Below are 26,141 nucleotides of genomic sequence, written 5' to 3' on the forward strand. Positions count from 1 at the left end.
TTGAGTATATCGATATTTCAAAGTGTCACGCCGAAATCATGCAACCCCGAAGCTTTCCCCATCACCATCAGGACACAAATGAACCTCAACAGTTAAATGCACCAGTCCCAAAGAATCTGGAATGAGATCTTTGTATTGATCTGGCGATTGAGGGTTGTGGGCAACCACGGCAATCTGCGCGGAATATATCTCCGGGCCAATAGACCAGACATGCAGATCCGTAACTTGGGTATCGCGGTCGGCCTCAAGTATCTCTTGAATATTGTCTCGAAGCTCGATCGGGGCTTGCTTGTCGAGCAATATTGCACTCGTGGAGCCGAGCAAACCGTATGACCAGCGAGCAACGAGTATGGCACCGACAATGCCCATCGCAGGGTCCATCCAGATTAGTTCATAATACTTACCTGCAAGTAGCGCAATGATCGCAAGAATTGACGTTAACATGTCTGCCATAACGTGAAGGTAGGCGGATCTCAGATTATGGTCGTGATGATGGTCGTCTCCATAGGAATGATGATGTATATGCCCATCTTCATCGCTGCCCAGAATGAACACGCAAGCGCCGTTTACAATCAATCCCAGAACCGCGACGAAAATGGCCTGGTTGAATACGATTTCCACCGGATTGAGCATTCTTACAATGCTCTCGAATCCCATGTATATGGCGAAGATTGCCAATAGCACGGCTCCTGAGAAGCCACCCAGCGCATTTACTTTCCCGGTGCCAAAGCTGTAGACCTGGTTACGTGCATTTCGGCGGGCATAGATATAGGCGAATGCGCTGATGCTCAGTGCAGCAGCATGGGAGGCCATGTGAAGACCGTCCGCCAACAGTGCCATGGACCCATAAACAATCCCGGCGACAAGCTCAACGATCATCATGATCGACGTTATAGCGATCACGAGCAGTGTTTTGGATTCGCCCGGCCTGCGGTTTTCCTGACCAAATGTGTGATCGTGGCTCCAGGCTTCTTTGTTACGGCTATGCATATGGTCTCGCGCTCTATTCGGTTATGGACGTTTCACGCTTCTCTGGGCTGTTTATGGCGAGCGTTCCGAAAACTGTGTTGATTGATTCTAGAGTCTGAACATTTTCAAAACCTGCATCCTGGACCATAGCGGGAAGTTCGCCCTCTATGTTGTCCCGCGTTGTTTCGAGCACATCCAGCCACTGTATAGGATAGGACAATAGACGCATCAGAAACCCGGTCGGTTTACCCCAATCAGCTACAACCAGTCTACCACCCGGCTATATCACTCGAAAAACTTCTAACAGAGCCTGGGACTTCGTATATTTGTTGAGATGATGAAAAAACAACGTGGAGACAACTCTGTCAAAAGTCGAGTCCGGATAAGGAAGGTTGGTCGCCATCGCATTGTCAAAATCTACGCGTACATTGGCCTCTCTCGCGTTCCTCTCCGCTATCTCGAGTATCTTCGGATCACCATCTACACAGGTCACATCCACACTGGCTATGCGCCGCTTGATCATAATGGATAACGTGCCGGTTCCCGCGGCCAGATCAAGATCGCTCACCCCCTCATCGAAGCCTGCGTGTTCAATCAGGTTTCGTTTTACCAATGCATCCTTATCTACTCACGATGCAATCATAGAATACTTGGCGGCGCTTAAAAGATCAGGATGATTATAGCTTGCTACCCTCTGACTTGATTCAACTCCACGGTCACATGAGCAAGCTCTTTGCATACGCCTAAATACCGTTTGATATCCTCAGGCGCTACGGTTTCATCCACCACGAGCGACTAGATGCAGGCGTAGCTTCCCTTCCCTACTCGCCAGACATGCAAATCCAATATTGCCACCTCTACCGGCGCCGACTTGATGGCATCGTGGCTATCCATGCCATTATGATGAGCATGGTCATCTTTCAATAACCAGGGACGGGCGAGATTGACCAACAAAGCTACCATGGCTATCAAGGTCGCCTGGTCATAGTGAATGGGGCTCGGTGCCAGCAAGCGTTCAACGGATTGAAACAACATCAACCCGGCGACTCCGACCAGTATTATCGCACTGGTATCGCCCCCGAGGATTTCAATTTTCCAGGTGCCGAAGGCGGAGCGTTTGCTATGGGCCAAACGCCGTGCTGCGCCGTAAGCCAGGACCGACAAACCCAACGCCATCGCATGGGAACTCATGCGCCAACCATCGGCCAATAGCACCATGGAGTTGTAAATCCATCCCCCGGCGATTTCCACCACCATGGTAATTGCAGTGAGCCAAACGGCCCACCGGGTGTTTCGTTTCGCTAACGGATTGCCGTCATCAAAAATATGGGAGTGCTGCCAAGGCATGGTGTTGTCAAATTTTTCCACAGGACTGGTACCTTAATGCATCGCGGTATATACTATACCCCAGTATATATTTATACACTAGAGAACAGTGCTTATGGCACACACCAACAGGGATCAAAAAAAGCTCTTAACCCGGGTTCGACGCATTAAGGGGCAGGCAGAAGCCATTGAAAAAGCCCTGGATCAGGGCAAGGATTGCACAGCCATACTGCAACAGATAGCGGCCATACGCGGTGCTATCAATGGCCTGATGTCCGAAGTGCTCGAAGGTCATCTGCGTGAACATCTGGGCGCCGAAAACATTTCTCAGGCACAGCGTCAGCAGGAACTCGATGATGTCATCGGCATACTGCGATCGTATTTAAAATAAGTCATTCAACGATTAATTCCGAAATACCGGTGAAGACATTGCGAACGCGCCTGAAACGATGGGCCAGGCTTATCAGGCAGGACATGTATACGGTGTGGCTGGTTGCGCGGGACTCGCGTACTCCTCTGCACACCAAAATACTCGCCTTTGTCGTCGGTGCCTATGCTTTTTCCCCTATCGACCTCATTCCAGACTTCATCCCGGTCATTGGCTACCTGGATGACTTATTGATCGTTCCGGCGGGCATCTGGCTGGTAGTAAAAATGACTCCAAAGATTGTCATTCATGAGAATCGCGAACGTGCCAGACTCCACCACCCAACGCCGATCAGCCGGGTCGCGGCGAGCGTCATTATCGGTCTGTGGCTATCTGCTATAGCCATATCAATCTATCTATGGGGATATTGATGAGCCAATTGAATTATCACCTCCACTTGATTTCGTCAGGCCACCGCACGACGGACTCACCTAACGCCATGGGAGTCCAGTCCTTTCTATGTGGTTGCCTTTCTGCTAGGCTCTCGCTCACATTATTGGACCGCCTGCATGATTAAACGCTGTTTCATAGTCGCAATGACGCTGTTGATTGCTTTGCAGTCGATGGCATCTATTGCCTATGAGGCACAGCCGCACAACCCTGCAATGCCACATCATGATGAGCATTCACACGAATCAGCGGATTTTTTCAGCGAAAATCAGGCAACCAAGTCGTCTCCCGACAGCCCCAATCATTCAGCGGACCATTGCCATCACAGCCATAGCTGCTTCCACATGGTGTTGCTGGGAACCCTCACCAACACTTCCGGCTTAACTGCGGGAATAGTACTGTCCGACTACCAAGTCAACTTCACCACCGGGGTTCAATCCTCCCTTTTCCGCCCTCCTATCGTCTGATCCTGCGAATACCTTCCCCACCCGGGGAACTGTCATCTAGACTTTCGTAGGAGCAGTCTTATGCTTTTCAGCATGCCCGTAAAAAACGGGCGGCGCGCAATGCCGTGCCACTTTATTATCCATGCTTTTTGCCTCTTAGCGCTGGCATTCGGTTCTGCCCTGGCCCATGCCGGTGACAAACCGCTCACTCTGTCCGAGGCCCTCTCGCGGACCATGGCGCAAAACCCCGGCCTCCAGGTCTTCGATTTTCGCCTTCAGGGCCTTGAGGGTCGCCGCGTTACGGCAGATCAAAATCCTGCCCTGGAGGCCGGCCTGGAAGTGGAAAACTTCCTCGGCAGCGACAATCTGGAAGGGGTCGACGGGGCGGAGTACACCCTGTCCTTGTCATCGGCTCTCGAACTTGGCGGCAAGCGTCAGGCCCGCGTGAGCGTGGTTAACTCACGATACGGGCGGGTCGAGGTCGAGCGCCGGGCCGAGACCCTGGATCTCTTGGGACAGGCGACCCAGCGTTTTGTCGCCACCCTGGCCCTGCAGGAAAAACTCCAACTAGCCGCTGAAGCCGTGGCGCTGGCCGAGACCACCCACGAGATCGTCACCCGACGTGCCGACCGGGGCGCAGCGCCGCAGGCCGAAGTCCTGCGCGCCAGGGCCGCGCTCACCCAGAGTCGTATTGAGCAGGCCCGTCGGCAAACCGAATTCGCGAGCCGGAAAATGGCTCTGGCTTCCCTGTGGGGCGATACCAGCCCGGACTTTCAATTGCTGGAAGGCGATCTGTTCCAGTTCGGTTACTCCGACAACTTCGATGCCCTGTACCAGCGGGTCAGCGCCAGCCCAGCCATTCAAATCTACGCGAGCGAACAGCGTATCCGCGAAGCGGAGATTCAGCTGGCGCGCAGCCAGTCCGAGAGCGACATCCGTTGGCAGGTCGGCATCCGGCGCTTCGAAGAGACGGATGATACGGCCTTGACCGCTGGGCTTTCGGTACCGCTCTTTTCCGGACGGCGCAATCGGGGCGAGGTGCAGGCCGCCCTGGCGGCGCGGGATGAGGTCCGATTCCGCCGGGAGGATACCCTGCTGCGCCTCCATTCGCGCCTCTTCGATGCCTACCATTTGCGGCAACAAAGTATTGAGGCTGTTGAGCAGATTCGCAGCCAAATGCTTCCCGACCTGACCGATGCACTCACTCAGACCGGCCAAGCCTATGAAAACGGCCGCTACAGCTATGTGGAGTGGACCGCCGCACAGCGTGAGCTGCTCTCAGCACGGGAGGTACTGGTCGACGCCGCGACCACGGCGCTGCTCAACCAGGCGTTGATCGAACAACTTACGGCGCAGCCACTCGCGACTGCTCCGGGCGCCCCGGCGCGCTAACCCACGAATTCAGGACTCACACCATGCAACTGATAAAACAACTCTGTCTGATTCTGGTGGCCAGCTGCCTTGCCGTCAGTCCCTTACACGCTGCCGAGGAACAACAGGGCGAATCGCAGGCCGAGGCTAAAGGGCCTCACGGCGGCATACTGCTGCAACAGAACGACGCCACCGTCGAACTACAAATCTTTGAGCAGGGCGTTCCCCCGGAATACCGGGCCTGGGTCACCAAGGCTGGCCGCGCCGTTACCGATGCTATTGACCTCAATGTCCAGCTCACCCGCCTGGGCGGGCAAGTGGACACATTCGACTTCGCCTACCGGGGGGACTACTGGCTGGGAGATGGCGTGGTGATCGAGCCCCACTCCTTCGACGTGGAAGTGACCCTCGCGATGGACGGCAAGAACTACAGCTGGCTCTGGGAATCCCATGAGGGTCGCACCCGGATTGCCCCGGCTATCGCCCAAAAAGCGGGTATCACAACGGCCGCAGCCGGGCCGGGTGCCATCGAGCGTAGCCTCACCACCTACGGCAGCCTGACCACGGCACCGCAGCAGATTGCCCGGATCCGCGCCCGTTTCCCGGGCGTGGTCAGCCAGGTGAAGGTCAATCTGGGCGATCGGGTCGAACGTGGTGACGTACTCGCTCAGGTAGAATCCAACGAAAGTCTGCAGACCTACGCACTGCGCGCGCCCATCGGCGGAATCGTCATTAAGCGTCGGATCAGCAATGGGGAAATGGCCGGTGAGCAGCCTCTATTCGCCATTGCCGATTTGACCACTCTGTGGGGCGAATTCAAGGTCTTCCCCGGCCAACGGGCCGAGGTTGCCATTGGTCAGAAAGTCCGACTGAAGGCTGACGGCATCGAGCGGGAAGGCACCATCCGCCACCTGCTGCCGGCACCCGGCAACGCGCCCTACACTCTGGCCCGGGTCGAAGTCGACAATGCCGAGGGACTGCTGACCCCCGGTTTGCTGGTGACCGGAGAGATCGTGGTGGAAACGACGGAGGCCCCGTTGGTGGTTGACAACCGCGCCCTGCAATCCTTCCGGGACTGGACCGTGGTGTTTATTCAGGTGGATGACACCTACGAGATCCGCCCACTGGAGCTGGGCCGCAGCGACGGCAACCTGACTGAGGTGCTGGGCGGCCTGCAAGCAGGCGATCGCTATGTGGTGGAAAACAGTTATTTGATCAAGGCCGATATCGAAAAATCCGGCGCATCCCACGACCACTAACCAGGAGGCTATGATGATCAATGCCATCGTACGTCTCTCGGTAGAGCGACGGTTTTTAATGTTATCCCTTATTCTCGTGCTGGTCGGCGTGGGCGTGTGGAGTTTTCAGCGCCTGCCCATCGACGCGGTGCCGGATATCACCAATGTCCAGGTGCAGATCAACACCGAGGCACCGGGCTATTCGCCTCTGGAGGCAGAGCAACGCATCACCTTCCCGGTGGAAACGGCTTTGTACGGCCTGCCCAACCTGTCCTATACCCGGTCCCTGTCCCGCTACGGCCTGTCCCAGGTGACGGTGGTGTTCGAAGAAGGCACGGATATCTACTTCGCCCGCAATCTGATCAATGAGCGACTGGGCGCCATCAAGGGCGCGCTGCCCCCCGGGCTGGAGCCGGAGATGGGTCCCATCGCCACCGGCCTTGGCGAGATCTTCATGTACACCGTAGAAGCCCTGCCCGGCGCCACTCAAGCGGATGGCAGTCCGCTGGACGCTACGGCGCTGCGGGAGATCCAGGATTGGATCATCAAGCCGCAGCTGGCCCAGGTGCCCGGTGTCATCGAGGTCAACACCATAGGCGGCTACGACAAGCAGTACCACGTCACGCCGTCGCCCCAACGGTTGCTGGAGTTCGGCATCACGGTGGATGAACTGGTCAGCGCCCTGCGGGACAATAACACCAATCGCGGCGCCGGCTATATCGAACGCAACGGCCAACAGCTGTTGGTGCGCTCGCCCGGGCAGCTGGCCACCATTGGCGATATTGAACAGGTGGTGATTGCCAACCGGGATGGTGCGCCAGTCCGGGTAGCCGATGTAGCTGACGTGGCCATTGGCAAGGAGCTGCGCACCGGCGCCGCCACCCGCGACGGCAAGGAAACGGTGATGGGCACGGCCATGATGCTGGTGGGAGAAAACTCTCGGGCAGTGGCACAGGCCGTGGCCAAAAAGCTGAAGGCCATTCAGCCCTCCCTACCCGAGGGCGTCAAGGTGGAGGCGGTATACGACCGCACGGCGCTGGTGGACAAGGCCATCGCCACGGTGGAGAAAAACCTGCTTGAAGGGGCACTGCTGGTGATCGTGGTGCTGTTTCTGTTACTGGGCAACCTGCGCGCCGCCTTGATCACGGCAGCTGTCATTCCGCTTGCGATGCTCGCCACCATCACCGGCATGGTGCAGTCTGGCGTGTCCGCCAATTTGATGAGCCTGGGGGCGCTGGACTTCGGCCTAATCGTCGACGGCGCGGTTATCATCGTCGAGAACTGTACCCGACGCCTGTCCCAAGCCCAGCACGAGAATCAACTGGCCCTAAAGGAGCGACTGCAGCTGGTGTTCGAGGCCACCAACGAGGTCATTCGCCCCAGCCTGTTCGGTGTCGCCATCATTACCGTGGTATACCTGCCGATCTTTGCCCTTACCGGCGTCGAGGGCAAAATGTTCCACCCCATGGCGGCCACCGTGGTGATGGCCCTGCTGTCGGCCATGGTGCTATCACTCACCGTGGTGCCCGCCGCTGTGGCAGTTTTTATGGGCGGCAAAATCAGCGAAAAGGAAAGCCCGGTAATAAGTGGCGCCAAATCGCTTTACAGGCCCGCGCTGCATGTGGCGATAAGGTTCCGCTGGCTGGTGTTGGGCGGGGCAACCGCGCTGGTGGCGGTCTCTCTCTGGCTGGCGACCACCCTGGGGTCGGAATTTATTCCACAACTGGATGAAGGGGATATTGCACTCCATGCCCTGCGCATCCCGGGCACTGGACTGGAGCAATCTATCGAGATGCAGTCGCAGCTGGAAGAGCGACTGAAGGCGTTTCCGGAGGTGGACAAGGTATTCGCCAAGATCGGCACGCCGGAAGTGGCCACAGACCCCATGCCCCCCAGCGTGGCGGACAACTTCGTCATCTTGAAGCCCCGCAGCCAATGGCCAGATCCAGACAAAACCAAGGATGAACTGGTGGCGGAAATGGAAGACGCGGTAACGCAACTGCCTGGGAACAACTACGAGTTCACCCAGCCCATCGAGATGCGCTTCAATGAACTGATCTCCGGCGTGCGCGCCGACCTCGGGATCAAGGTGTTCGGCGATAACCTGGATCAGCTGCTGGCATCGGCCAACGACGTCCTCGAGGTTGTGGAGTCCATGGAAGGCGCCGCCGATACCCGGGTCGAACAGGTGACCGGCCTGCCCATGCTGTCGATACACCCCAGGCGCATGGTGCTATCACGCTACGGGCTGACCGTGGATAATCTTCAGGATCTGGTGGCAGCCGGAGTCGGGGGCGAAAACGCCGGCCTGATTTACGAAGGCGACCGCCGCTTCCAGTTGATGGTGCGTCTGCCCGAAGACATCCGCCGGGATGTGGACAGCCTCGCGGACCTGCCAGTCCCCCTGCCGGACGGTGGCTATGTACCCCTATCGGAAGTGGCCGATCTTGAACTGGCACCCGCGCCCAACCAGATCAGCCGGGAAAACGGCAAGCGTCGGGTAGTAGTCACCGCCAACGTGCGAGACCGCGACCTGGGTGGATTTGTCGAGGAAGCACAGGCGCGCATTGCGGACGAAGTCGATTTGCCCCCTGGGTACTGGCTGGACTACGGCGGTACCTTTGAGCAACTGCGATCCGCCAGCCAGCGGCTTGCCATCGTGGTGCCGGTGACACTTGCCATCATCCTCGCACTCTTGGTGATGGCCTTCGGCTCCCTCAGGGATGCCCTGATCATCTTCACTGGCGTGCCACTGGCCCTCACCGGTGGAGTTCTGTCCCTGTGGCTGCGAGACATGCCCCTGTCGATCTCGGCGGGTGTTGGCTTCATCGCCCTCTCCGGGGTGGCGGTGTTAAACGGCTTGGTGATGATCGCCTTTATCCGCGATCTGTGGCACGAGCAGGGTAACCTGATGAAGGCCATTGTCGAGGGTGCCCTGATCCGCCTGCGGCCGGTCTTGATGACCGCTTTGGTCGCTAGTCTCGGCTTTGTGCCCATGGCCCTCAATACAGGTACCGGCGCCGAAGTCCAGCGTCCTCTGGCGACCGTGGTGATCGGCGGGATTATCTCGTCTACCCTGTTGACGTTGTTTGTACTCCCTGTGCTCTATGCGTTGTTGCATGGCAGAAGCACCAGCGACTCCGAGCCCACAGGCGACATTAAACACGACTCTGATAGTTAACCAAAGCCCTACCATGGGGAGGAGTCTCCCCATGTTTTTTTTCAGCGTTCTTTAATGCGTTTTATACCCAGGAAAGACTATGAACGATCCAAGGAAGCAACGAAAAGACGACTCGAAAGAAGTTCCATCCTTTCGAACACATCGCATCCACGCCATTAACAGTGACTGGTATTTTTTAACCCGTGAAGGTCAAAATATCGGACCGTTTTCGACCAAAGAAGCTGCAGAAGAGGGCTTGGCGGAATTTCTGAAAACTGCCAAAAAGGGTGAATAAGCAATGGTCCAAAACCCACAGAGTCGCCAAGTCACAGGTAACCAGGTAACTATGTAAAGAGTAGGTTAAGTACACCAAATACATTTTTATCAATAGCCCCCAGCGAGGTTAATCCGATGAGCCACGATCATGTGCATATGCCCCCCGAGATCAAGGATAAACGCGTTGCTATCGCCATCTGGGCGAACGGGATCTTGACCCTGGCTCAAATTGGGGGAGGTATTTTTGCCGGCAGTCTCGCCCTTATCGCCGACGCCCTCCATAACTTCTCTGACATGGCATCACTCGTCATCGCGTTCGCGGCGCAAAAAATTGCGCGCCGTCCGGCTGACGCAAAGATGACCTTTGGCTATGGACGCATTGAAATCGTTGCAGCCCTCATTAATTACACTACCTTGATCATTATCGGGATCTACCTGATCTACGAAGGGGGCATGCGGATCATTGATCCTCCAGAGGTAAAGGGCTGGTGGGTCGTCTGGCTTGGTGTTATCGCTCTGGCCGTGGATACATTAACAGCGTCACTAACGTTTTCGATGCAGAAAGACAGTGTCAACATCCGCGCACTGTTTCTTCACAATCTGTCGGATGCACTTGCGTCGGTCGCCGTGGTCATTGGCGGGAGCCTTATTTTACTCTACGACATGCGCTGGGTTGATCCTGCCATCACCATCGGCATCGCGGGCTACATTCTCTACCTGGGTCTGACAGAAATCGGCGGTACTATCAGAACCCTCATGCTGGGCAGCCCGGTGGGTATCGATACCAATGCCGTCATTGTTGCCCTGTCCAACATCGAAGGCGTTATCGATCTTCATCACGTGCATTGTTGGCAGATGGGCGAGCACGATGCCTCGCTGGAGGCCCATGTGATTATCGATGAAAGCGCATGGGGTCAGCTTGAGAATATCAAGTACTGGATAAAACAGGCACTGGCGCAGGAATTCAACATCAGTCATTCAACACTGGAATTCGAGCACCCGGACCACGGGCACAAGGATGCCCACACCTATGGGCATGGTTGACAGAAACATTCTCCATAAGCACCGGCAAGAACGGAGCCGTTTTAAAACCGTCCGTGAAAGTGGGGTAGAACCCCGAGAAACAATTGACAAGCAAGAGCGGCCCAACATTCACCGGCCTTTCCGTCAATCACCGCGTCTGCCGAAATGGGTGTGTGGTTCACTCCGCCAAGACCGGCCCGCATCTCGAAGCACTTCATAGGCTGTGTGCAGAAAAACGACAGCCACAAGACTGGCGGCTATTAAGTCCGGCCAATACGAATCGAGCCAAATAACCAGAACTCCCGATATAATTACTCCGACATTCCCGATCACATCATTGCGGGAACACAGCCACACAGAACGCATGTTCACATCCTCACCCCGATGCTTCATCAGCAGTCCGAAGCAAACCAGGTTGCCAACCAGCGCCACACCTGCAACTGCCATCATCGCCAACCCAATTGGCTGTGGTTCTCCCAGCAGACTGGCGATAATCGTGAGGATAAGGCCCAGCCCAAAGGTGAGCTGAATCAACCCTTTCATAAAGGCTGCCCCGGCACGCCAGCGCACACTGCGAGCAACCACGAAGAGGCTTATGGCATAGACCAGACTGTCGCCGAGATTATCGGCGGAATCCGCCATCAGCGCCTTGGAGTCGGCCCAGATGCCAGCGCCGAGTTCCGCGGCGAACATCAGCAGATTGATCCACAGGACAACGTACAGCGTTTTACGGCGCCCCGCCGTAGCCAATTGGTCAACCGTATCGACATCGCAGCAACCTGAACTCATTATTCTCCCCAAGCATTGTGTTTTCTCTGCTACCTTAAAGTCTGTAATCGCTACAGAGTCAAGAGACACACCATGAAGATTGGCGAAGCATCACGACTGTCAGGCTGCCATATCGAAACCATTCGCTACTACGAACGGGTGGGCATTCTTTCGCCTACTGTGCGTTCGGAAAGTGGGTACCGTTGTTACGCAGACCATCATATCCAGCAGCTACGCTTTATTCTTCATGCTCGTGAGCTGGGTTTTTCAGTGGACGATATCCGAGAACTGCTGTCGCTCAAAGAACAACCCGATCTTTCCTGTCAGGCTGTGGACAGTATTACTGATAAGCATCTGCACGGAATTCGCAACCGCATCAAGTACCTTGAATCTCTGGCTAGGGAGCTTCGGCGTATATCTGCAAGCTGCCCAGGTGGTGACATTGCCGAATGCCGTATCCTGGAGGCCCTGGGCAACAGTAGTGATTAAACAGCTTCGAAGCCTTGAAAGCACCTTGTAGGCATTTACATGACAATGCACTTAGTGCCCTATTTTAGATATAGCTTGAACTGAACGGCCGTCTTCTAGGATTTCCTGAGTTCTATCCCATTTCCAAAAAGTACTGTAAGCCCTCAGGTTTTATCTCCTAAATCACCGAACTTTTCACGGTATAACTCAGCACCTAAAGCCATTACTTCCGGGCCGCACCCTCACCTTCAGTCTCGGCACCCGCAATTCTTTAGTCAAGCTGCCGCTGGCACTGTCCCTGCAGGATGTCTGACGTGCCGCTACTGTGGTAATTTTTTTGCAATCACAGGTGGAGTTGTTCGGAATGCTTGCCTATCTGCGGTGCGTTCCGGGCTACCTGACCAAAGACAACTGACTCTGACGCGCCTCATCAATCATTCAATCCAGTGAACACCGGTCTATCCCCGTGTAATGTGGTAGAGCCGTTGGATAGAGCGCCGCAACAGGTCGCGCAGTATGTTGAACTTTTTGTTGGCAAATATACCGCTACTTCTTATTAATCTATATAAATCAATAATGCGGGATGCATGGTGGCGGCGTGGGGGAGACTGTCACACTCCCGGAATAGCGGGCTGGCAAGTCTGGCGCGGCAGCTTGCCAAAATTCCCGATGCGGTCTGTTTTCGATCAAACGAACAGACCTGCATTCGGGTCACCATCTAGGTAGAGTTTGGTAACTCGTCAAAAGACCGGCTCCGAGACCTCGAGTGGCCGTGGGGATTTACGGCGGTAGTAGCGAAGCGGCGTGTTCAAACCGGATTACTACCTCGTCTGGTGCAAACATTGGACCGAGTCGTATGATTGGGCAGCCAGTGGTGAGAACATCGAACCGCAAGGGGCGGTAAAGCAACATTTTCAGGTAATATAATTTTTTGAAGTGTATTTTTATCTTATTCTATACGTTATTGTTTTATATAAACTATTGGTGCCCGGGACCTGCGACTCCGCACTGCATATCATTTGCGCACCCAGATCTAATTCACCTTCCCCTTGGATGACAGTCCTTCGCGGCAAAATCGCTCCCAATCGGCCATCAGGTTGCGGCGCTTTTCGATCAGCTCAGACCGGGCATAGGCGGCGCGGGTGGCATCGCTGTTGACGTGTGCCAAGGCGAGCTCGCAGACTTCTTCGGGGTATGAAGTGTGTTCCTGGGCCCAGGTACGGAACGTTGCCCTAAAGCCGTGCTGCGTGACCTGATGGCCCATATCCTTTAACACCTTTGTCAGGGTCGTGTTCGATAACATGTTGCCGGTCGGACTCACGAAAATCACCTCGGAATCATGGTCGCGGGAGAGTGATTTCAACAGATCTACCGCCTCGCGGCACAAAGGTACCTTATGGTCGCGACCACCTTTCATGCGCTCGCCCGGAATCACCCAGACCTTGGCTTTGAAGTCGATTTCGCTCCACATGGCGGCACGTATCTCGCTAGACCGGGCAGCGGTCAGAATAGCGAACCGCAGAGCCATTGCACCGGTGCTTTCCTTGGCAGCCAGTTCGCGCATGAATGGCGGAACCTCATCGACCGGCATGGCCGCCAAATGCCTTACCTTTCTCACCTTGCCCGGCAGCGGCAGGGATAAGTCGAGATTGCCACGCCAGCGAGCTGGGTTGTCGCCAGTGCGGAGACCCTCTGCCCCTGCCATATCGAGGATGCGCTCGACTGTGGCTCTAACCCTGGTTGCGGTCTCAGTTTTGGTCTCCCAGATGGGAGATAACATTTTCATGATGTGCGCCCGCTCGATATCCGAGACCAACAGGTTACCCAATATCGGATAAGCGTAGGTTTCGAGGTGCGAGGTCAATTTCTGGACCTGTTTGGCAGTCTTGAACTCCTTGCCTTTCTTGACGATGAACCTGTCAGCCACAGTGTGGAAGGTGACTGCCTTGGCCTGTTCGGCGACCAAAGCCGAGGCGAGCGCCTTTCGCGTCACGCGTGGATCAATGCCCTGCCTGATCTGTTCTTTGAGTTCCCGGGCCTTCTGACGTGCCACGGAAAGCGTTACTTCAGGATAGGGACCTAATCCCAGCTCAGGTATGTCTTTACCGATAGGGGTTTTCAGTATCCACGAGCGCGCAAACGTGGTGTTAGCGGACACGGGTGGAGCACAGTGCAGATAGAGCCCTCCAACGCCACCGACGGCGTGCAGTTTGGTACAGGCCGCCCCCTTGTTGCTACCCGATTGGACCCTGGCCCATTTCAGGCGGCGGACTTCGGCATCGGTCAGCTCCCGCGCGAGTCTCGGCATTGTCAACACCTCAAAGGTGATACCGCACTTTTGGGAACCGAACTCCTAGGTCCCCATTTCTATCCCTAAATAGGAGGATCAATTAGATGCTACAACATGAAACGGGGAGAAACAACGAAATTTAGGAAACCTCTTTATTTATAGCATTCTTACGACAGATTAAGACATGCTGAGACTGGCAAAAATTCATATCTCCGGCACCACCTTCTACGTGTCTATTCTCGGCGGATAGGTAACAGTTTTCTGGCCAAGGGCTGGCAATCCAGCCCGTACGGTATCAGTCCTGAATCACGATTTCCACGCGACGGTTCATCTGCCGCCCTTCCGCTGTCGCGTTATCCGCCACAGGACGGGACATGCCGAAACCTTCGGTGCTGATGCGCGTTGCGCTCACACCGGCATCGACCAGTGCCTGACGCACAGCCAGCGCTCTCCGCTCTGACAAACCCTGGTTGAAATCGGCCCCGCCGGTACTGTCGGTAAAGCCCTCAATCAAGACGGTTTTCTCCGGGTATTCCTCAAGAAAACCGGCCAGGCGCTGGATGGTACTGTCGGCGCCCGGCTGCAGGTCTGCCTTGGCGGTGGCAAAGAGCACATCACCCAGTGTCATGACCATACCGCGTTCCGTTTTCACGGCCTGCAGTGCGAGCAGTTCCCTGCGCAGCGAGTCTGCATCTGCCTGAGAGCGCTGCAGTTCTGCTTCACGAGCGTCCAATTGGGCCTCGCGAGCCGACAACAGGATCTGGTCCTTGGTCTTTCCCAACGACTTCAGCTTCTCGCTCGCGGCCTTGCGGTCAGCGATGGCAACCGCTGTGTCGGTACGCACTTTGGCAACATAAGCCAGCGACGTCATATCCTCTGCTGACGTAGCGACCGCCGCGGATTCGAGTGCCTTGTTTGCACGCTGCAATTCCGGCCCAGCGTAGCGCAAAACTGTCTCGTTCTGCTTCGCCGTGTTGTAGCTTGCCTCCGCATCCAGCAGCGCCTGGTTCTTCTGCAAGCCGCCACAGGCCACCAACATCGCCGAGGCCGCAACCAGCGCACCCATTTTTAAAACCGATAATACGTTCATGATATCTCCTGCTATCGGATAGGTAGCGCTCAGTTGCGCTGACTGCGCTCAATTTCGCTGCGTAATGCCTCAATGCTCGATTCCAGCTCGCTGAGGGCAGTTTCTGCACGCGTCTTGCTGGCAAAGGCCTGGGCGTACTCGGCGTCCGCGGCAGCCTCGTCAGACAAGCGCTTTGCCTCCGCATAATCCTTCTGCTGCATGGCGAGTTGTGCCCGGCGCAACTTCTCTTTTGCCCGATCCATGGGCACCGGCGCATGCGCGGCCGCCTCATTGTTCTCGGCGCTGACCACGGCGGTGCGTGCGCTGGCCAGTTCCCCCTCGGGGCGTGGTGTGCTGCTGCAGCCTTGGACCATCATCAAAACGCTGCCAGCGAATACGGGGGCAGCGAGCCGCCACCATCGGGGTTGGGTTAACGTCATCGTCGCTTTACTCCTCTGCGGGTAACTGCCGGTTACCCAAGTACATTCGGTGATAGGGGTGAGACGCGCAAATAGTGCGCTCGACCCGGCGACTAAACAAGCGGCGAACACGTTACAGAAGCGGTATTATTACAGCCTGCCTGAAAGCTCTCACAATCAGCCCCGACAGGAGTAAACGCCCATGGTTAGCGCGTACACCAAGGCCCTGGTCACACTCGCCGTGCTGCTGCTCGCACCCGCCAGCCTTGCGGTCAATGACGGGCTCGACCACCATGCCGACAGCAAGGTGCTGAAAGACTTCACGTTCGATGATGGCTCTGTGCTCGACCTGCGCCAGCACTACTACACACTGGGCAGCCCACGCCGCGGCGACGATGGCCGCGTGAACAATGCGGTATTGATCATGCACGGCACCACGGGCAGCGGCGATGGGTTTCTCAGCGACCATTTCGCCGGTGTTCTGTTTGGTGAGGGGCAGCTGCTGGACGCCAGCCGCTATTACATCATCCTGCCCGATGCCATCGGCCACGGCCTGTCCAGCAAACCCAGTGATGGGCTCCGGGCGCGTTTCCCCAAGTACACCTACGATGACATGGTGCGGGCGCAGTACCGGCTTCTCACTGAACACCTGGACGTAGACCACCTGCGTCTGGTCACTGGCACCTCAATGGGCGGCATGATGAGCTGGGTGTGGGGCTATACCTACCCGCAGTTCATGGACGCCCTGCTACCCCTGGCCAGCCTGCCGGTGGAAATTGCAGGGCGCAACCGCATGACGCGCAAGATGATTATTGACGCGGTCACTGACGATCCGGCGTGGAACGGTGGTGATTACGAGGAACAGCCCCCGGCCCTGAAGGAGGCCATGTACGGCCTGCTGTTCATGGTGTCCAGCCCGCTGCAGTACCAACTGCAGGCCCCTACCCGGGAATCCGCGGAGGCATTGATGGACACGCTGGTGGAACGCTACCGCTCGCGCATTGATGCCAACGACCTCATCTACGCGTTTGATGCCTCGCGCTTCTACAACCCTGCACCGCATCTGGAGAAAATACAGGCCCCGGTGCTGGCCATCAACTCCGCAGACGACCAGGTGAACCCACCGGAACTCGGCATTCTGGAGCGCGAAACCGCGCGCATCCCCGGTGCCCGCGCCGTGGTATTGCCGATAACCGACATGACGCGCGGCCACAGCACGCACTCACGGCCCACCATCTGGGGCCCCTATCTGGCGCAGCTCCTGGCGGCCACGGCGCCGGAGGCACCACGCGAAAAAGCCCCCCCACCGGCTCTGCTGGACACAACGGACAATGCCTGGGACGTTAAAGCACCCGCGCAATTCCAGGCCCGCTTTGTCACCACCGAAGGTGCCTTTACGATACAGGTGCACCGCGAGTGGGCACCCAGGGGCGCAGACCGCTTCTACCAGTTGGTGAGAAACGGCTTTTACAACGGCGTACACATCAACCGGGTTATGCCCGGGTATATCGCCCAGTTCGGGCTCAGCCCCTACCCCGCCGTGACAGCAGCGTGGAAAGCGATCACGTTGACCGACGACCCCGCAAAAGCCAGTAACACGATCGGCCGCGTCGCGTTCGCCATGACCGGGCCAGATACCCGCTCAACCCAGGTGTACATTAACCTCGGCGACAACGCGCAGCTGGATGAAGAGGGCTTCGCGCCCTTTGGCGAGGTGGTTACCGGCATGGACGTGGTGGAGCGGTTGTACCCGCTGTACGGCAACAACGCGGGTGGCGGCATGCGCCACGGCCGTCAGGGGCCACTGGAACAGGGCGGCGCCGACTACGTGTTCACGCATTACCCGCTGCTGGACTACATCGTGAACGCGAATGTGGTCGGCGAATGAGCCAGCTCCCCGGCACACACTGGCCGCTACGCGTCAGGCGCCACACAATCGCGCAGGGTACGCTCACCGAGTTGGGCGCTCACGGCCTCGTCGATACCCGTCAGCAGCTCATCCACCGCGGCGGTTGAGACCACACGCTGCTCCATCAGCGCCTGTTCTTCATTGGGGCTGCGGATTGCGCGCAGTAACTGGGTAATGGTGACCGTTGCCGGGTCGCGCGCCACCAGATATTCGGGTGGCTCGCTGCTGGTTTCTACCAGCAGATCCCGGCTCGCGAGCAGCTCCACCGCCTCGCCCACGCGATCGGGCGGGGCCTGGAGTACGTCGGAAAGCGCATCCACCGTCAGAGGCGGCGCCTTGCTCACAAACGCCCGGGCAATCTGGAAAATCACCAGCAGGGTCAGTTGCTCGCGGAAGCGACCACTGAGGGCCACACGCTGGTCGGAGAGACGAATACGCTCGGGGTACTGGTGGTAAAACGCCACCTGCGCCCCTATCAACAGAATCAACCAGCTGACGTAAAGCCAGATCATGAACATGATCAGGATGGCGAAACCGGAATAGATGGCCGCGTACTTGGTGGAACCCGCCGCAAATTCGGCAAATACCAGCCCGGATGCCTGCCACAGCGTCCCTCCGACCACGCCGCCGACAAATGCCGAGCCGAAACTGACCCGGGTGTTGGGCACAAACACGTAAGCGAAGGTAAACGCGAGAATCACCAGCAGCAGAGGGATCAGGCGCGAGAGCAGCACCAGCAGGCTGCCGAACGGCTCAATGTTCAATACGGCCTGCACGATGCCGCTGTTCATCATGGACGCGGTAAGGCCCATGGCAGAAAAAACCAGCACCGGCCCGACCATGATCACACTGAGATAGTCACTGAAACGCCGGGAAATGGGGCGCGAGGACTTCGCCCGCCAGACGTAGTTAAAGGATACTTCGACTTTCTGGATCAGCGACACCACGGTGTACAGCAGCAGAGCCAAACCCACAGAGCCCAACACCCCCACTTTCATATTCTCGACAAAATCCAGCAGGTTGAGCACTATTTCGTGCCCCTGGTCGCCCAACGGCGCCACCAGGTTGTAAAGCAACGGCTCAATCTGGTTGTGTACGCCAAAGGCCTTGAGTACGGAAAAACTCACGGCCAGCAACGGCACCATGGACAGTAGCGTGGTGTACACCAGGCTCATGGCGCGCAGGGTCAACTGGCCCTGGGAAATCTCCCGCACCAGCACGAACAGGAAGCGTATGGATTTGTAGGCCCACCGCTGCACACTGGAGAGCTGTTCGAGATCGACCCGCCACAGTTCATTGAGCAGAAAGCCCCTGATGCTGCCGTATATCCCTGTCGGGCCTTGCATGACGTCTCCTTCTACCTGCGAGGGTTGTGCCCGTCATCATAGCGCAGATTGAAAAGCCGGGGGCATGGGCCGTCTGCACGATTTCGGCTATCCTGTTGCCCGGCCGCTTATAGCCGCTCACCCTCAAGGAGACACCACATGATTGGATATATCACCATCGGCGTAAACGACATGGTCAAAGCCAAGGACTTCTATGGAGACCTGCTGGCCGACCTGGGCGCCACGATGACCATGGATATGGATCGCATTGCCTTTTTCGGCACCGGAACGGATCAGCCCATGCTGGCCGTCTGCGTCCCCTTCAATGGTGATGCCCCGGACCCCGGAAACGGCAACATGTTTGCGATCAATGGCGGCACCAAGGAAACCGTTGACGCGCTCTATCACAAGGCGATTGCATTGGGCGCCAGCTGCGACGGCGAGCCGGGGCAACGTATACCTGACATGTTCTACGGCGCCTACGTGCGTGACCCGGATGGCAACAAGATCGCTTTCTACGTCTTCGGATGACCTACCACGGCCGGCGTTGCATACCCCAAACAAGGTATGCAACGCCGGCCCGCTCGGCCGTACTCTCTGCGCCCGCAAAAACCGCACAAGAAAAGAGGTAATCTTCATGTACGCACGCAAGCCCATCACGCTGCTGGTCGCAGCATACCTGTCTGCCGGCAGCGCCAGCCTCATGGCACAGGGCCTCGAGGAAGTGGTCGTCACCGCGCAGAAGCGCGAACAGACGCTGCAGGACGCCCCCATTTCGATTGCCGCCTTCAATGCTGACCAGCTCGAGCAGAAGGGCGTGAACACCATCGACGACCTCGGCACCTCGGTACCCAACGTCAAGATCACCCGCTCGCCATCCAACACATCGGCCGCCACCATCGCCATTCGCGGTTCTGCCACTATCAACCCGGCCATTACCTGGGAGCCCACCGTCGGCATCTACCTCGACGGCGTGTTCATCGGCAAGAACGTGGGTGGCATTTTTGACATCGCCGAATTGGAGCGCGTGGAAATGTTGCGTGGCCCACAGGGCACACTGTACGGCAAGAACACTGTGGGCGGCGCCGTCAACCTGATAACCACCAAGCCCAGCGGGGAGTTCAGCGGCAAGCTGCGCGCCGGTGTCGGCAACTATTCACTGGGCACTGTTTACGGCAGCCTGGATCTTCCAGCGTTCGACCTCGGTGGCGCCGGGCAAGTCATGGCCAAGGTGACCGGTTCATACCGCGAGCGTGACGGCCTGTACGACAACGTCGCCGACCCCTTCGGCAACCCACTCGCAAACCCGATGCTGATCGATGAACTCAACAACATCGACAACACCGTGGGGCGCTACGATATTCTCTGGGAAGCGAGCGACCGCCTAGAACTGCGCTACACGTGGGACTACAGCGATCTGGACCTGGCTCCCTCCAAGAACCAGCTCACCTACCTGGACCCCAACGATCCGGCGAGCGTGAACGCGTTGCTGGCGCCGTATGTCACCGGCGAAAATGAAAACCGCGACAGCGTAAGCCTCGACCAGGCCAAGTTTGAGCGTTCAAAGTCGATTTCGCGGTCTCTGTTTGCCGATTATGATGCGGGCAGCTGGGGCGCGCTGGGAGACGTCACGCTGCGCTACATCGGCAACGATCGTTCACTGGACTGGGACGACGACATCGATATCGACGGTTCACCGGTCAACCTGTTCACCTCAGCGCGCTTCATCGACTACGATCAGGCGTCTCATGAGGTGCAGATGATTGGCACCACCGACCGCACCAACTACGTATTCGGCCTGTATTACTTCGAGGAAGAAGCCGCGGTGTACAACCCGATCAGCTTCTTCGGTGCCTTCGGCTCTCCCACCTCACAGAACCGCTACGGCTTCGACAACGACTCGATTGCGGTATTCGGCCAGGTTGAGTGGCGCCCGGCAGCGGATATCTTCCAGGACCGCCTGACCCTGACCCTGGGTGCGCGCTGGACGGAAGAAACCAAAGACACCTACATCGATCACCCGAATGACGTCGATGCACAGGGCAACCCTGCTCCGTTCTCTGGCCGGGCCAAGAAGAGCTTCGATAACGTGTCGCCCACCTTCGTCGCCGCCTGGGACGCCAGCGACAACGTGAACATCTACGGCAAGATCGCCAACGGCTGGAAAGCCGGCGGCTTCAACGGTGAAGCGCCGTTCGAAGCGGCTTTCACCACGCCGTATGATGCAGAAGAAATTCTCTCCTACGAGGTCGGTATCAAGTCGCGCTGGAACGACAACCGTCTGCAGGTCAACGGAGCCTACTTCTACAACGAGTCGACCGACATGCAGATGTCGATTTTCGTTGCCGGCAGCAGCGCCGCCTCCATTGTGCAGAACGCGGGTGAAGCGACCATCCAGGGCTTCGAGGTGGAACTGGTTGCCCTGCCAATTCCAGAGCTGGAACTCGCGGCCAGCTATGGCTACCTCGATACCACCTACAACGAGTTCATCGAGAACGGTGTGGACGTGAAGGACCAGAAGGACTTCCCCTACGCACCACGCAACAGCGCCAGCCTGTCGGCGGAGTACACCGTCGCCACTGGCAGTTGGGGTGACCTCACAGCACGCCTTGACTACGAGTTCGTTGACCGCCACGTGCCCTACATCGAGCCCAGCCAGAACGCCACGTCTGAGGTTCGCCCCTACGGCTTGCTGAATGGTCGCGTCACTCTGGCCAACGTGCCGGTGGGTGACGGCCAGGCGCTGAAGTTCGCCCTCTGGGGCAAGAACCTGGCGGACAAGGAATACCGCATCAACACCATCCCGTTCGGGCTCTGGACCGCCAGCTACTTTGGTGACCCGCGCACCTACGGCGTCGAAGCCACCTACGAGTTCTAGAACTCGCACTTGCCAATGGCGCCTGCGGGCGCCATTGTTCTTTGTAGCACAGAGAAAATAACGAGACTGCTCAAGGAGCCACACATGACCCCGGATATGGAACAACAGCTACAGGCGCTGCTGGACAAGCAGGCCATCATGGAGCTGATCAACGCCTACTGCAACGCGGCGGATCGCCACGACAACGAGAAATTCCGCTCGCTGTATCACGAGGATGCAATCGACGACCACGGCTCGTTTTTCAAGGGCCTGGCCATGGAGTTCATCGATACCCTGCCGGACATCCAGGCCAACATGGAAATCCTGCACCACAACGTCACTACTGTGAACATCAAACTCGACGGGGACCGTGCGGAGGGTGAGGTGTACATACTCGCCTTCCACAAGATCAGCACTGACGAGGGGCCGCTGGATCTGCTGATCGGCGGACGCTACTTTGACAAGTACGAAAAGCGCAACGGTGTCTGGAAATTCACCTACCGCGCGGTGGATGCGGATTGGGCGCACCTGCACCAGCCTTCGCTGGTGAACCTGAAGAACCCGATCATCGACGGCGCCCACATCGGGCAACCCGGTCGCAAGGACCCTTCCTATTCCATTTTCGAACTGTTGCAGTGGGGCAAACGCTAGCCTCACGCAGGCACTATTGATAAGGACACACATGACTAAAGCCGACAAGCTGAAAAATGCCAACGCGCATATCCCGCCCTGCTTGCAGGTGCTGAACGGGCAGTTGCTGGACTTTGACGAAGCTGAAGGGACTGCGGAAATGCAGTTTGATGTCAGCGAACAGTTCTGCCATTCAATCAACGTCGTGCAGGGTGGCAATGTTACCGTGATGCTGGATGCCGCCATGTCACATGCGCTGTTCATGCAGCAGGCAGACGTTGCCGCGCTGCCCACGCTGGAGCTCAAGGTCAGTTTTCTGGAGCCCACGCTGGCGGGCAGGATTATTGCCCGGGGCAAGGTTGTGAAATGCGGCAAGAGCATTTCCTTTCTGGAGGGCTCGCTGATAAACCCGGCCGGCCAACTGGCCGCCGTTGCCTCCGCCACGGCGAAAGTTGTGCGCCACAAGAGGGACTGACCATGTCGACCCGACGCTCACTCGGTTTTGCCGCTGCCTTCGGCGCAGCCTGTTTACCCGCACTGGCACAGGACGCGGTGGAATGGCGCAGCTACGGCGGCGATGCGGGAAACACCCACTATTCCAGTCTTGAGCACATTAATCGCGATAACGTAGGGGAACTCACGCTGGCCTGGCGCTATGCCAGTGCTGCTGGCGCGCCGTTGCCACACAGTTCCGAGCTGCAGGTCAATCCGATTGTGGTAGACGGTGTGCTCTACGGTCGCAACCCGCTCTACAACGTGTTTGCCATTGATGCGGCCACCGGGCGCGAACGCTGGACCTTCACACCTGGCGAGGAACATGCGGGCATGTCGAACATGCGCGGGGTTACGTTCTGGCAGGATGGCGACGACCGGCGCATCCTGTTCACCACAGGGCATTTCCTGATGGCGCTGGATGCCAGTAACGGCAAGTTGATTCCCGGCTTTGGCGCACAGGGCCGAGTGGATTTGCGCGAGGGCCTGGGGCGCAAGCCGGAGCAGGTGAGTATCAACGCCCCCTCCCCCGGCGTGATTTTCGACAACCTGATCATCATGGGTTCGGCGGTGACCGAGACCGCGGGCTCCGCGCCGGGTGATATACGCGCCTACGACGTGCGCTCAGGCAAGCTTGTCTGGTCCTTTCGCACTATTCCCGCGGCCGGCGAGTTTGGCGCCGACACCTGGCCGGAGGGCGCGCGTGAAACCAGCGGCGGCGCCAATGCCTGGGCCGGCATGAGCGTGGACGCTGCGCGCGGCGTCGTCTATGTGCCAACCGGCTCCCCCGCCCCCGATTTTGACGGCTCTGCCCGCGCCGGCGACAACCTGTTCGGCAACACGCTGCTGGCGCTGGACGCTCGCACCGGCAAGCGCCTTTGGCACTTCCAGACTGTGCATCACGACCTCTGGGACCGCGACCTGAGCTCCGCACCCACTCTGGTGACCGTGACTGAAGACGGTAAATCGCGCGATCTGGTTGCCCAGGCCGCCAAGGAAGGCGTGGTCTACCTGTTCGACCGCGACAGCGGTGAACCGGTGTTTCCCATAGAGGAAGTTGCCGTTCCCAAATCGGACATTCCCGGGGTTTACAGCGCAGCAACGCAGCCGCGCGTCACTCTGCCGGAACCCTTCGCACGCCAACACATGACCGTCGATGACCTCACGGACCTGTCACCGGAAGCCAATGCGGCGGCACGCAAGGTGTGGGACGAGGCACACGAACTTGCCTACCTGCGCCCCGCAGGCCTGCGCAAAACCCTCTTGCTGCCGGGATTCTACGGGGGCGCCAACTGGGGTGGCGGTGCGTTTGACCCGGAAACCAACCTCTACTACATCAACGCCACCAATGCCCCGAATATCCTGCAAATGGAAGCGGTGGAGGTGGCCCGCGGGTCCACCATGGGTGTTGGCGCGTTCCTGTTTCGCCAGCAATGCGCCGGCTGTCACGGCGTGGACCTCCAGGGTTTCTATCCTTACGCACCAGCACTTACCGGGGTTGAACAGCGCATATCGCGCCGGGAAGCGCTGGACGTGGTAGCGGCTGGCAAGGGCCGCATGATGCCGTTCGGGCATCTGTCGCGCCACGAGCGAGATGCCGTGGTGGACTACCTGTTTGCGCTCAGCGCCGGTGAACTGAAACCCGCCGTTGACGACGACGCTACCGAGAAGGAAACGGTGCACGTATTTGCCGGTTACCGCGACTTCGTCGATGCCGAATACTACCCTGCGATCAAGCCACCGTGGGGCACCTTGACTGCCATCGACTTTGTGTCCGGCAAGATCCGCTGGCAAATACCGCTCGGAGAATACGCGGCACTGACGGAGCGGGGTATCGCTCCAACAGGTACGCGCAACTTCGGCGGGCCGGTGGTCACGGCGGGGGGGCTGCTGATTATCGCCGCGACCTCGGACGAAAAGCTGCGTATCTTCGACAAACGCGATGGCCGTCTGCTGTGGGACTATAAATTACCGGCCGGAGGTTATGCCACGCCCGCCACCTACGCCATCGACGGCCGACAATACATTGTCATTACCGCCAGCGGCGGCAAACTGGGCACGCCCACCGGTGATGAGTACCTCGCCTTTGCCCTGCCTGAGCCAACGGCTGACTGAGGCGCGACTGCAAAGCGGCGGTTGTCTTGTGTGGGAGCGAGTGCGACTATCGTGCTTCGTTCGCAACGAGAGCCGCCCATGACCGTCATCAGCGAATTCCAGGTCAACCGCGACAATTTTCGCGAGACCCACCTTGCACAGTACGAGAGCCCCGCACTGACGAACGACCAGTTGTTGGTGCGTATCGACCAGTTCGCGCTGACATCCAACAACGTCAGCTATGCGGCCAGTGGGGACATGATTGGCTACTGGCAATACTATCCGGCACCGGCACCCTGGGGAAACGTCCCGGCCTGGGGCAGTGGCACCGTGCTGGAGTCGGCGCATCCGGACATACCGGTGGGCGAGCGGATCTGGGGCTTCTTCCCGATGGCCAGCCACACCCTGCTGACGGCAGGCCGGATTCGGCACGATCAACTCACGGATGTCGCCGCGCATCGACAGGCGTTGCCAGGGCTGTACAACAACTTCCGCCGTATGACTGCCGAAGCCGACTTTCTGCAGGCCATGGAGAATCAGCGCAGCCTGCTGTTCCCCCTGTTTTCAACGGCTTTTGTGCTCTGCGACTACCTGCAGGACAACGCCTGGTTTCAGTCCCGCCAGATCATTATTGGCTCCGCCTCTTCCAAAACCGCTTACGGACTCGCCTGGCTACTGCACCAACGTGACGACGCCCCGCCCGTCGTGGGCCTGACATCCTCCGGGAACAGCGAATTTGTCCGCACGCTGGGTTGTTACGATCAGGTGCTTAACTATGGCGCAGAAGCGGATATTGAAAAGCAGGCCAGCGTCTATGTCGACATGTCGGGAGACGCTGGTGTCATCAGCGCGGTGCACCGCGGCCTCGGCTCGCAGCTGAGGGCCAGCGTCAGTGTCGGTCTCACGCACTGGGATGCGCCGGCCAACAAAGAAACGCTCCCAGGCCCCAAGCCAGAGTTCTTTTTCGCCCCCGCCCAGATCGCCAAGCGCGAGCAGGAGTGGGGGCACGGCGTTATCATGGCGCGAGCAACCCGGGCCAGTGCCGAGATCGCCAACGCGACTGCACAATACACTGTGATTGAACACCAGCACGGTACCAGTGCCCTGCATACAGCCTGGCTGGAACTTCTCGATAACCGCGCACCTGCCCAGCGCGGATTGCTGCTGTCACTGGCTGAAAGGGCGTAAATCGCA

Annotated in this window: 24 protein-coding genes; 16 read left to right on the forward strand and 8 right to left on the reverse strand. The window is 58.0% G+C overall.

Annotated elements, in window-relative coordinates:
• Positions 1-36: 36 nt before the first annotated feature.
• The 3 genes from dmeF to G533_RS20875 form a co-directional block, all read right to left on the reverse strand.
• Entirely contained in the window at positions 37-990 is a 954-nt protein-coding gene (gene dmeF, locus G533_RS0106605) for a CDF family Co(II)/Ni(II) efflux transporter DmeF (protein ID WP_027949281.1), read from the reverse strand.
• 259 nt (positions 991-1,249) lie between these two features.
• The gene (locus G533_RS23385; RefSeq protein ID WP_051230045.1) at positions 1,250-1,582 is read right to left on the reverse strand and encodes a class I SAM-dependent methyltransferase; all 333 of its coding nucleotides are present in this window, start codon (positions 1,580-1,582) and stop codon (positions 1,250-1,252) included.
• A 182-nt stretch (positions 1,583-1,764) separates the two neighbouring features.
• A complete protein-coding gene (locus G533_RS20875) occupies positions 1,765-2,337 on the reverse strand; it encodes a cation diffusion facilitator family transporter (RefSeq protein ID WP_276202565.1) in 573 nt (190 codons plus the stop codon).
• Between the two features lie 73 nt (positions 2,338-2,410).
• On the opposite strand from G533_RS20875, the gene G533_RS0106620 reads away from it, so the two are divergent.
• The 8 genes from G533_RS0106620 (at position 2,411) to G533_RS0106645 (ending at position 10,647) form a co-directional block, all read left to right on the forward strand.
• A complete protein-coding gene (locus G533_RS0106620; protein WP_027949282.1) occupies positions 2,411-2,686 on the forward strand; it encodes a metal/formaldehyde-sensitive transcriptional repressor in 276 nt (91 codons plus the stop codon).
• A gap of 83 nt (positions 2,687-2,769) precedes the next feature.
• The gene (locus G533_RS0106625) at positions 2,770-3,093 is read left to right on the forward strand and encodes a YkvA family protein (protein WP_084638852.1); all 324 of its coding nucleotides are present in this window, start codon (positions 2,770-2,772) and stop codon (positions 3,091-3,093) included.
• 138 nt (positions 3,094-3,231) lie between these two features.
• Positions 3,232-3,579, forward strand: coding sequence for a hypothetical protein (locus G533_RS24460; protein ID WP_144079814.1), 348 nt, complete (start codon positions 3,232-3,234; stop codon positions 3,577-3,579).
• Positions 3,580-3,678: 99 nt separating this feature from the next.
• Positions 3,679-4,950 (forward strand): TolC family protein, encoded by a 1,272-nt coding sequence (locus tag G533_RS0106630; protein WP_205622567.1) that lies wholly within the window; start codon positions 3,679-3,681, stop codon positions 4,948-4,950.
• Positions 4,951-4,973: 23 nt separating this feature from the next.
• Positions 4,974-6,188 carry an efflux RND transporter periplasmic adaptor subunit gene (locus G533_RS0106635; RefSeq protein WP_027949285.1) on the forward strand — a complete coding sequence of 405 codons (1,215 nt, stop codon included), beginning with the start codon at positions 4,974-4,976 and terminating at the stop codon, positions 6,186-6,188.
• 13 nt (positions 6,189-6,201) lie between these two features.
• Entirely contained in the window at positions 6,202-9,348 is a 3,147-nt protein-coding gene (locus G533_RS20880) for an efflux RND transporter permease subunit (protein ID WP_051230048.1), read from the forward strand.
• Between the two features lie 79 nt (positions 9,349-9,427).
• On the forward strand, positions 9,428-9,622 hold the full coding sequence (locus G533_RS24465; protein WP_123034587.1) for a DUF6316 family protein: 195 nt from the start codon (positions 9,428-9,430) through the stop codon (positions 9,620-9,622).
• A 116-nt stretch (positions 9,623-9,738) separates the two neighbouring features.
• The gene (locus tag G533_RS0106645) at positions 9,739-10,647 is read left to right on the forward strand and encodes a cation diffusion facilitator family transporter (RefSeq protein ID WP_027949286.1); all 909 of its coding nucleotides are present in this window, start codon (positions 9,739-9,741) and stop codon (positions 10,645-10,647) included.
• Positions 10,648-10,770: 123 nt separating this feature from the next.
• On the opposite strand, the gene G533_RS20885 is transcribed toward G533_RS0106645, so the two are convergent.
• Entirely contained in the window at positions 10,771-11,415 is a 645-nt protein-coding gene (locus G533_RS20885; protein WP_035526807.1) for a cation efflux transmembrane domain-containing protein, read from the reverse strand.
• Positions 11,416-11,487: 72 nt separating this feature from the next.
• Between G533_RS20885 and G533_RS0106655 the strand changes: the two genes are divergently transcribed.
• The gene (locus G533_RS0106655; RefSeq protein ID WP_027949287.1) at positions 11,488-11,883 is read left to right on the forward strand and encodes a MerR family transcriptional regulator; all 396 of its coding nucleotides are present in this window, start codon (positions 11,488-11,490) and stop codon (positions 11,881-11,883) included.
• 1,012 nt (positions 11,884-12,895) lie between these two features.
• Here G533_RS0106655 and G533_RS0106660 read toward each other — a convergent pair.
• The 3 genes from G533_RS0106660 to G533_RS20890 form a co-directional block, all read right to left on the reverse strand.
• A complete protein-coding gene (locus G533_RS0106660) occupies positions 12,896-14,170 on the reverse strand; it encodes a tyrosine-type recombinase/integrase (RefSeq protein ID WP_027949288.1) in 1,275 nt (424 codons plus the stop codon).
• Between the two features lie 277 nt (positions 14,171-14,447).
• On the reverse strand, positions 14,448-15,242 hold the full coding sequence (locus G533_RS0106665) for an OmpA family protein (RefSeq protein WP_027949289.1): 795 nt from the start codon (positions 15,240-15,242) through the stop codon (positions 14,448-14,450).
• Between the two features lie 29 nt (positions 15,243-15,271).
• Positions 15,272-15,661: a DUF4398 domain-containing protein gene (locus G533_RS20890; RefSeq protein WP_084638841.1), complete on the reverse strand. Its 390-nt coding sequence runs from the start codon at positions 15,659-15,661 to the stop codon at positions 15,272-15,274.
• Positions 15,662-15,842: 181 nt separating this feature from the next.
• Here G533_RS20890 and G533_RS23390 point away from each other — a divergent pair, with 181 nt between their 5' ends.
• Positions 15,843-17,528 carry an alpha/beta fold hydrolase gene (locus tag G533_RS23390; RefSeq protein WP_084638842.1) on the forward strand — a complete coding sequence of 562 codons (1,686 nt, stop codon included), beginning with the start codon at positions 15,843-15,845 and terminating at the stop codon, positions 17,526-17,528.
• A 26-nt stretch (positions 17,529-17,554) separates the two neighbouring features.
• On the opposite strand, the gene G533_RS0106680 is transcribed toward G533_RS23390, so the two are convergent.
• A complete protein-coding gene (locus G533_RS0106680; protein WP_051230050.1) occupies positions 17,555-18,895 on the reverse strand; it encodes a YihY/virulence factor BrkB family protein in 1,341 nt (446 codons plus the stop codon).
• A gap of 138 nt (positions 18,896-19,033) precedes the next feature.
• On the opposite strand from G533_RS0106680, the gene G533_RS0106685 reads away from it, so the two are divergent.
• From G533_RS0106685 to G533_RS0106710, 6 genes are all read left to right on the forward strand, one after another.
• A complete protein-coding gene (locus tag G533_RS0106685; protein ID WP_027949291.1) occupies positions 19,034-19,405 on the forward strand; it encodes a VOC family protein in 372 nt (123 codons plus the stop codon).
• A gap of 106 nt (positions 19,406-19,511) precedes the next feature.
• Positions 19,512-21,752, forward strand: coding sequence for a TonB-dependent receptor (locus G533_RS0106690; protein WP_035526810.1), 2,241 nt, complete (start codon positions 19,512-19,514; stop codon positions 21,750-21,752).
• 84 nt (positions 21,753-21,836) lie between these two features.
• Entirely contained in the window at positions 21,837-22,382 is a 546-nt protein-coding gene (locus G533_RS0106695) for a nuclear transport factor 2 family protein (protein ID WP_027949293.1), read from the forward strand.
• 31 nt (positions 22,383-22,413) lie between these two features.
• Positions 22,414-22,836: a PaaI family thioesterase gene (locus tag G533_RS0106700; protein ID WP_027949294.1), complete on the forward strand. Its 423-nt coding sequence runs from the start codon at positions 22,414-22,416 to the stop codon at positions 22,834-22,836.
• Between the two features lie 2 nt (positions 22,837-22,838).
• A complete protein-coding gene (locus G533_RS20900; RefSeq protein ID WP_051230051.1) occupies positions 22,839-24,968 on the forward strand; it encodes a pyrroloquinoline quinone-dependent dehydrogenase in 2,130 nt (709 codons plus the stop codon).
• Positions 24,969-25,046: 78 nt separating this feature from the next.
• Positions 25,047-26,135, forward strand: a complete 1,089-nt coding sequence (locus tag G533_RS0106710) for a DUF2855 family protein (RefSeq protein ID WP_027949295.1) — start codon at positions 25,047-25,049, stop codon at positions 26,133-26,135.
• Positions 26,136-26,141 lie beyond the last annotated feature (6 nt).

Source organism: Haliea salexigens DSM 19537 (assembly GCF_000423125.1).
Taxonomy (GTDB): Bacteria; Pseudomonadota; Gammaproteobacteria; order Pseudomonadales; family Halieaceae; genus Haliea; species Haliea salexigens.

Excerpts from the sequence above, each read along its gene's own strand:
- G533_RS0106700 (WP_027949294.1), top strand. The coding sequence starts at position 22,414 with ATGACTAAAGCCGACAAGCTGAAAAATGCCAACGCGCATATCCCGCCC.
- G533_RS0106655 (WP_027949287.1), top strand. The coding sequence starts at position 11,488 with ATGAAGATTGGCGAAGCATCACGACTGTCAGGCTGCCATATCGAAACC.
- G533_RS24465 (WP_123034587.1), top strand. The coding sequence starts at position 9,428 with ATGAACGATCCAAGGAAGCAACGAAAAGACGACTCGAAAGAAGTTCCA.
- G533_RS20890 (WP_084638841.1), bottom strand. The coding sequence starts at position 15,661 with ATGACGTTAACCCAACCCCGATGGTGGCGGCTCGCTGCCCCCGTATTC.
- G533_RS0106620 (WP_027949282.1), top strand. The coding sequence starts at position 2,411 with ATGGCACACACCAACAGGGATCAAAAAAAGCTCTTAACCCGGGTTCGA.
- G533_RS0106630 (WP_205622567.1), top strand. The coding sequence starts at position 3,679 with ATGCCGTGCCACTTTATTATCCATGCTTTTTGCCTCTTAGCGCTGGCA.
- G533_RS24460 (WP_144079814.1), top strand. The coding sequence starts at position 3,232 with ATGATTAAACGCTGTTTCATAGTCGCAATGACGCTGTTGATTGCTTTG.
- G533_RS0106690 (WP_035526810.1), top strand. The coding sequence starts at position 19,512 with ATGTACGCACGCAAGCCCATCACGCTGCTGGTCGCAGCATACCTGTCT.
- G533_RS20900 (WP_051230051.1), top strand. The coding sequence starts at position 22,839 with ATGTCGACCCGACGCTCACTCGGTTTTGCCGCTGCCTTCGGCGCAGCC.
- G533_RS0106695 (WP_027949293.1), top strand. The coding sequence starts at position 21,837 with ATGACCCCGGATATGGAACAACAGCTACAGGCGCTGCTGGACAAGCAG.
- G533_RS23390 (WP_084638842.1), top strand. The coding sequence starts at position 15,843 with ATGGTTAGCGCGTACACCAAGGCCCTGGTCACACTCGCCGTGCTGCTG.
- G533_RS0106625 (WP_084638852.1), top strand. The coding sequence starts at position 2,770 with ATGTATACGGTGTGGCTGGTTGCGCGGGACTCGCGTACTCCTCTGCAC.
- G533_RS0106685 (WP_027949291.1), top strand. The coding sequence starts at position 19,034 with ATGATTGGATATATCACCATCGGCGTAAACGACATGGTCAAAGCCAAG.
- dmeF (WP_027949281.1), bottom strand. The coding sequence starts at position 990 with ATGCATAGCCGTAACAAAGAAGCCTGGAGCCACGATCACACATTTGGT.
- G533_RS0106645 (WP_027949286.1), top strand. The coding sequence starts at position 9,739 with ATGAGCCACGATCATGTGCATATGCCCCCCGAGATCAAGGATAAACGC.
- G533_RS0106710 (WP_027949295.1), top strand. The coding sequence starts at position 25,047 with ATGACCGTCATCAGCGAATTCCAGGTCAACCGCGACAATTTTCGCGAG.
- G533_RS0106660 (WP_027949288.1), bottom strand. The coding sequence starts at position 14,170 with ATGCCGAGACTCGCGCGGGAGCTGACCGATGCCGAAGTCCGCCGCCTG.
- G533_RS0106665 (WP_027949289.1), bottom strand. The coding sequence starts at position 15,242 with ATGAACGTATTATCGGTTTTAAAAATGGGTGCGCTGGTTGCGGCCTCG.
- G533_RS0106680 (WP_051230050.1), bottom strand. The coding sequence starts at position 18,895 with ATGCAAGGCCCGACAGGGATATACGGCAGCATCAGGGGCTTTCTGCTC.
- G533_RS20880 (WP_051230048.1), top strand. The coding sequence starts at position 6,202 with ATGATCAATGCCATCGTACGTCTCTCGGTAGAGCGACGGTTTTTAATG.
- G533_RS0106635 (WP_027949285.1), top strand. The coding sequence starts at position 4,974 with ATGCAACTGATAAAACAACTCTGTCTGATTCTGGTGGCCAGCTGCCTT.
- G533_RS20885 (WP_035526807.1), bottom strand. The coding sequence starts at position 11,415 with ATGAGTTCAGGTTGCTGCGATGTCGATACGGTTGACCAATTGGCTACG.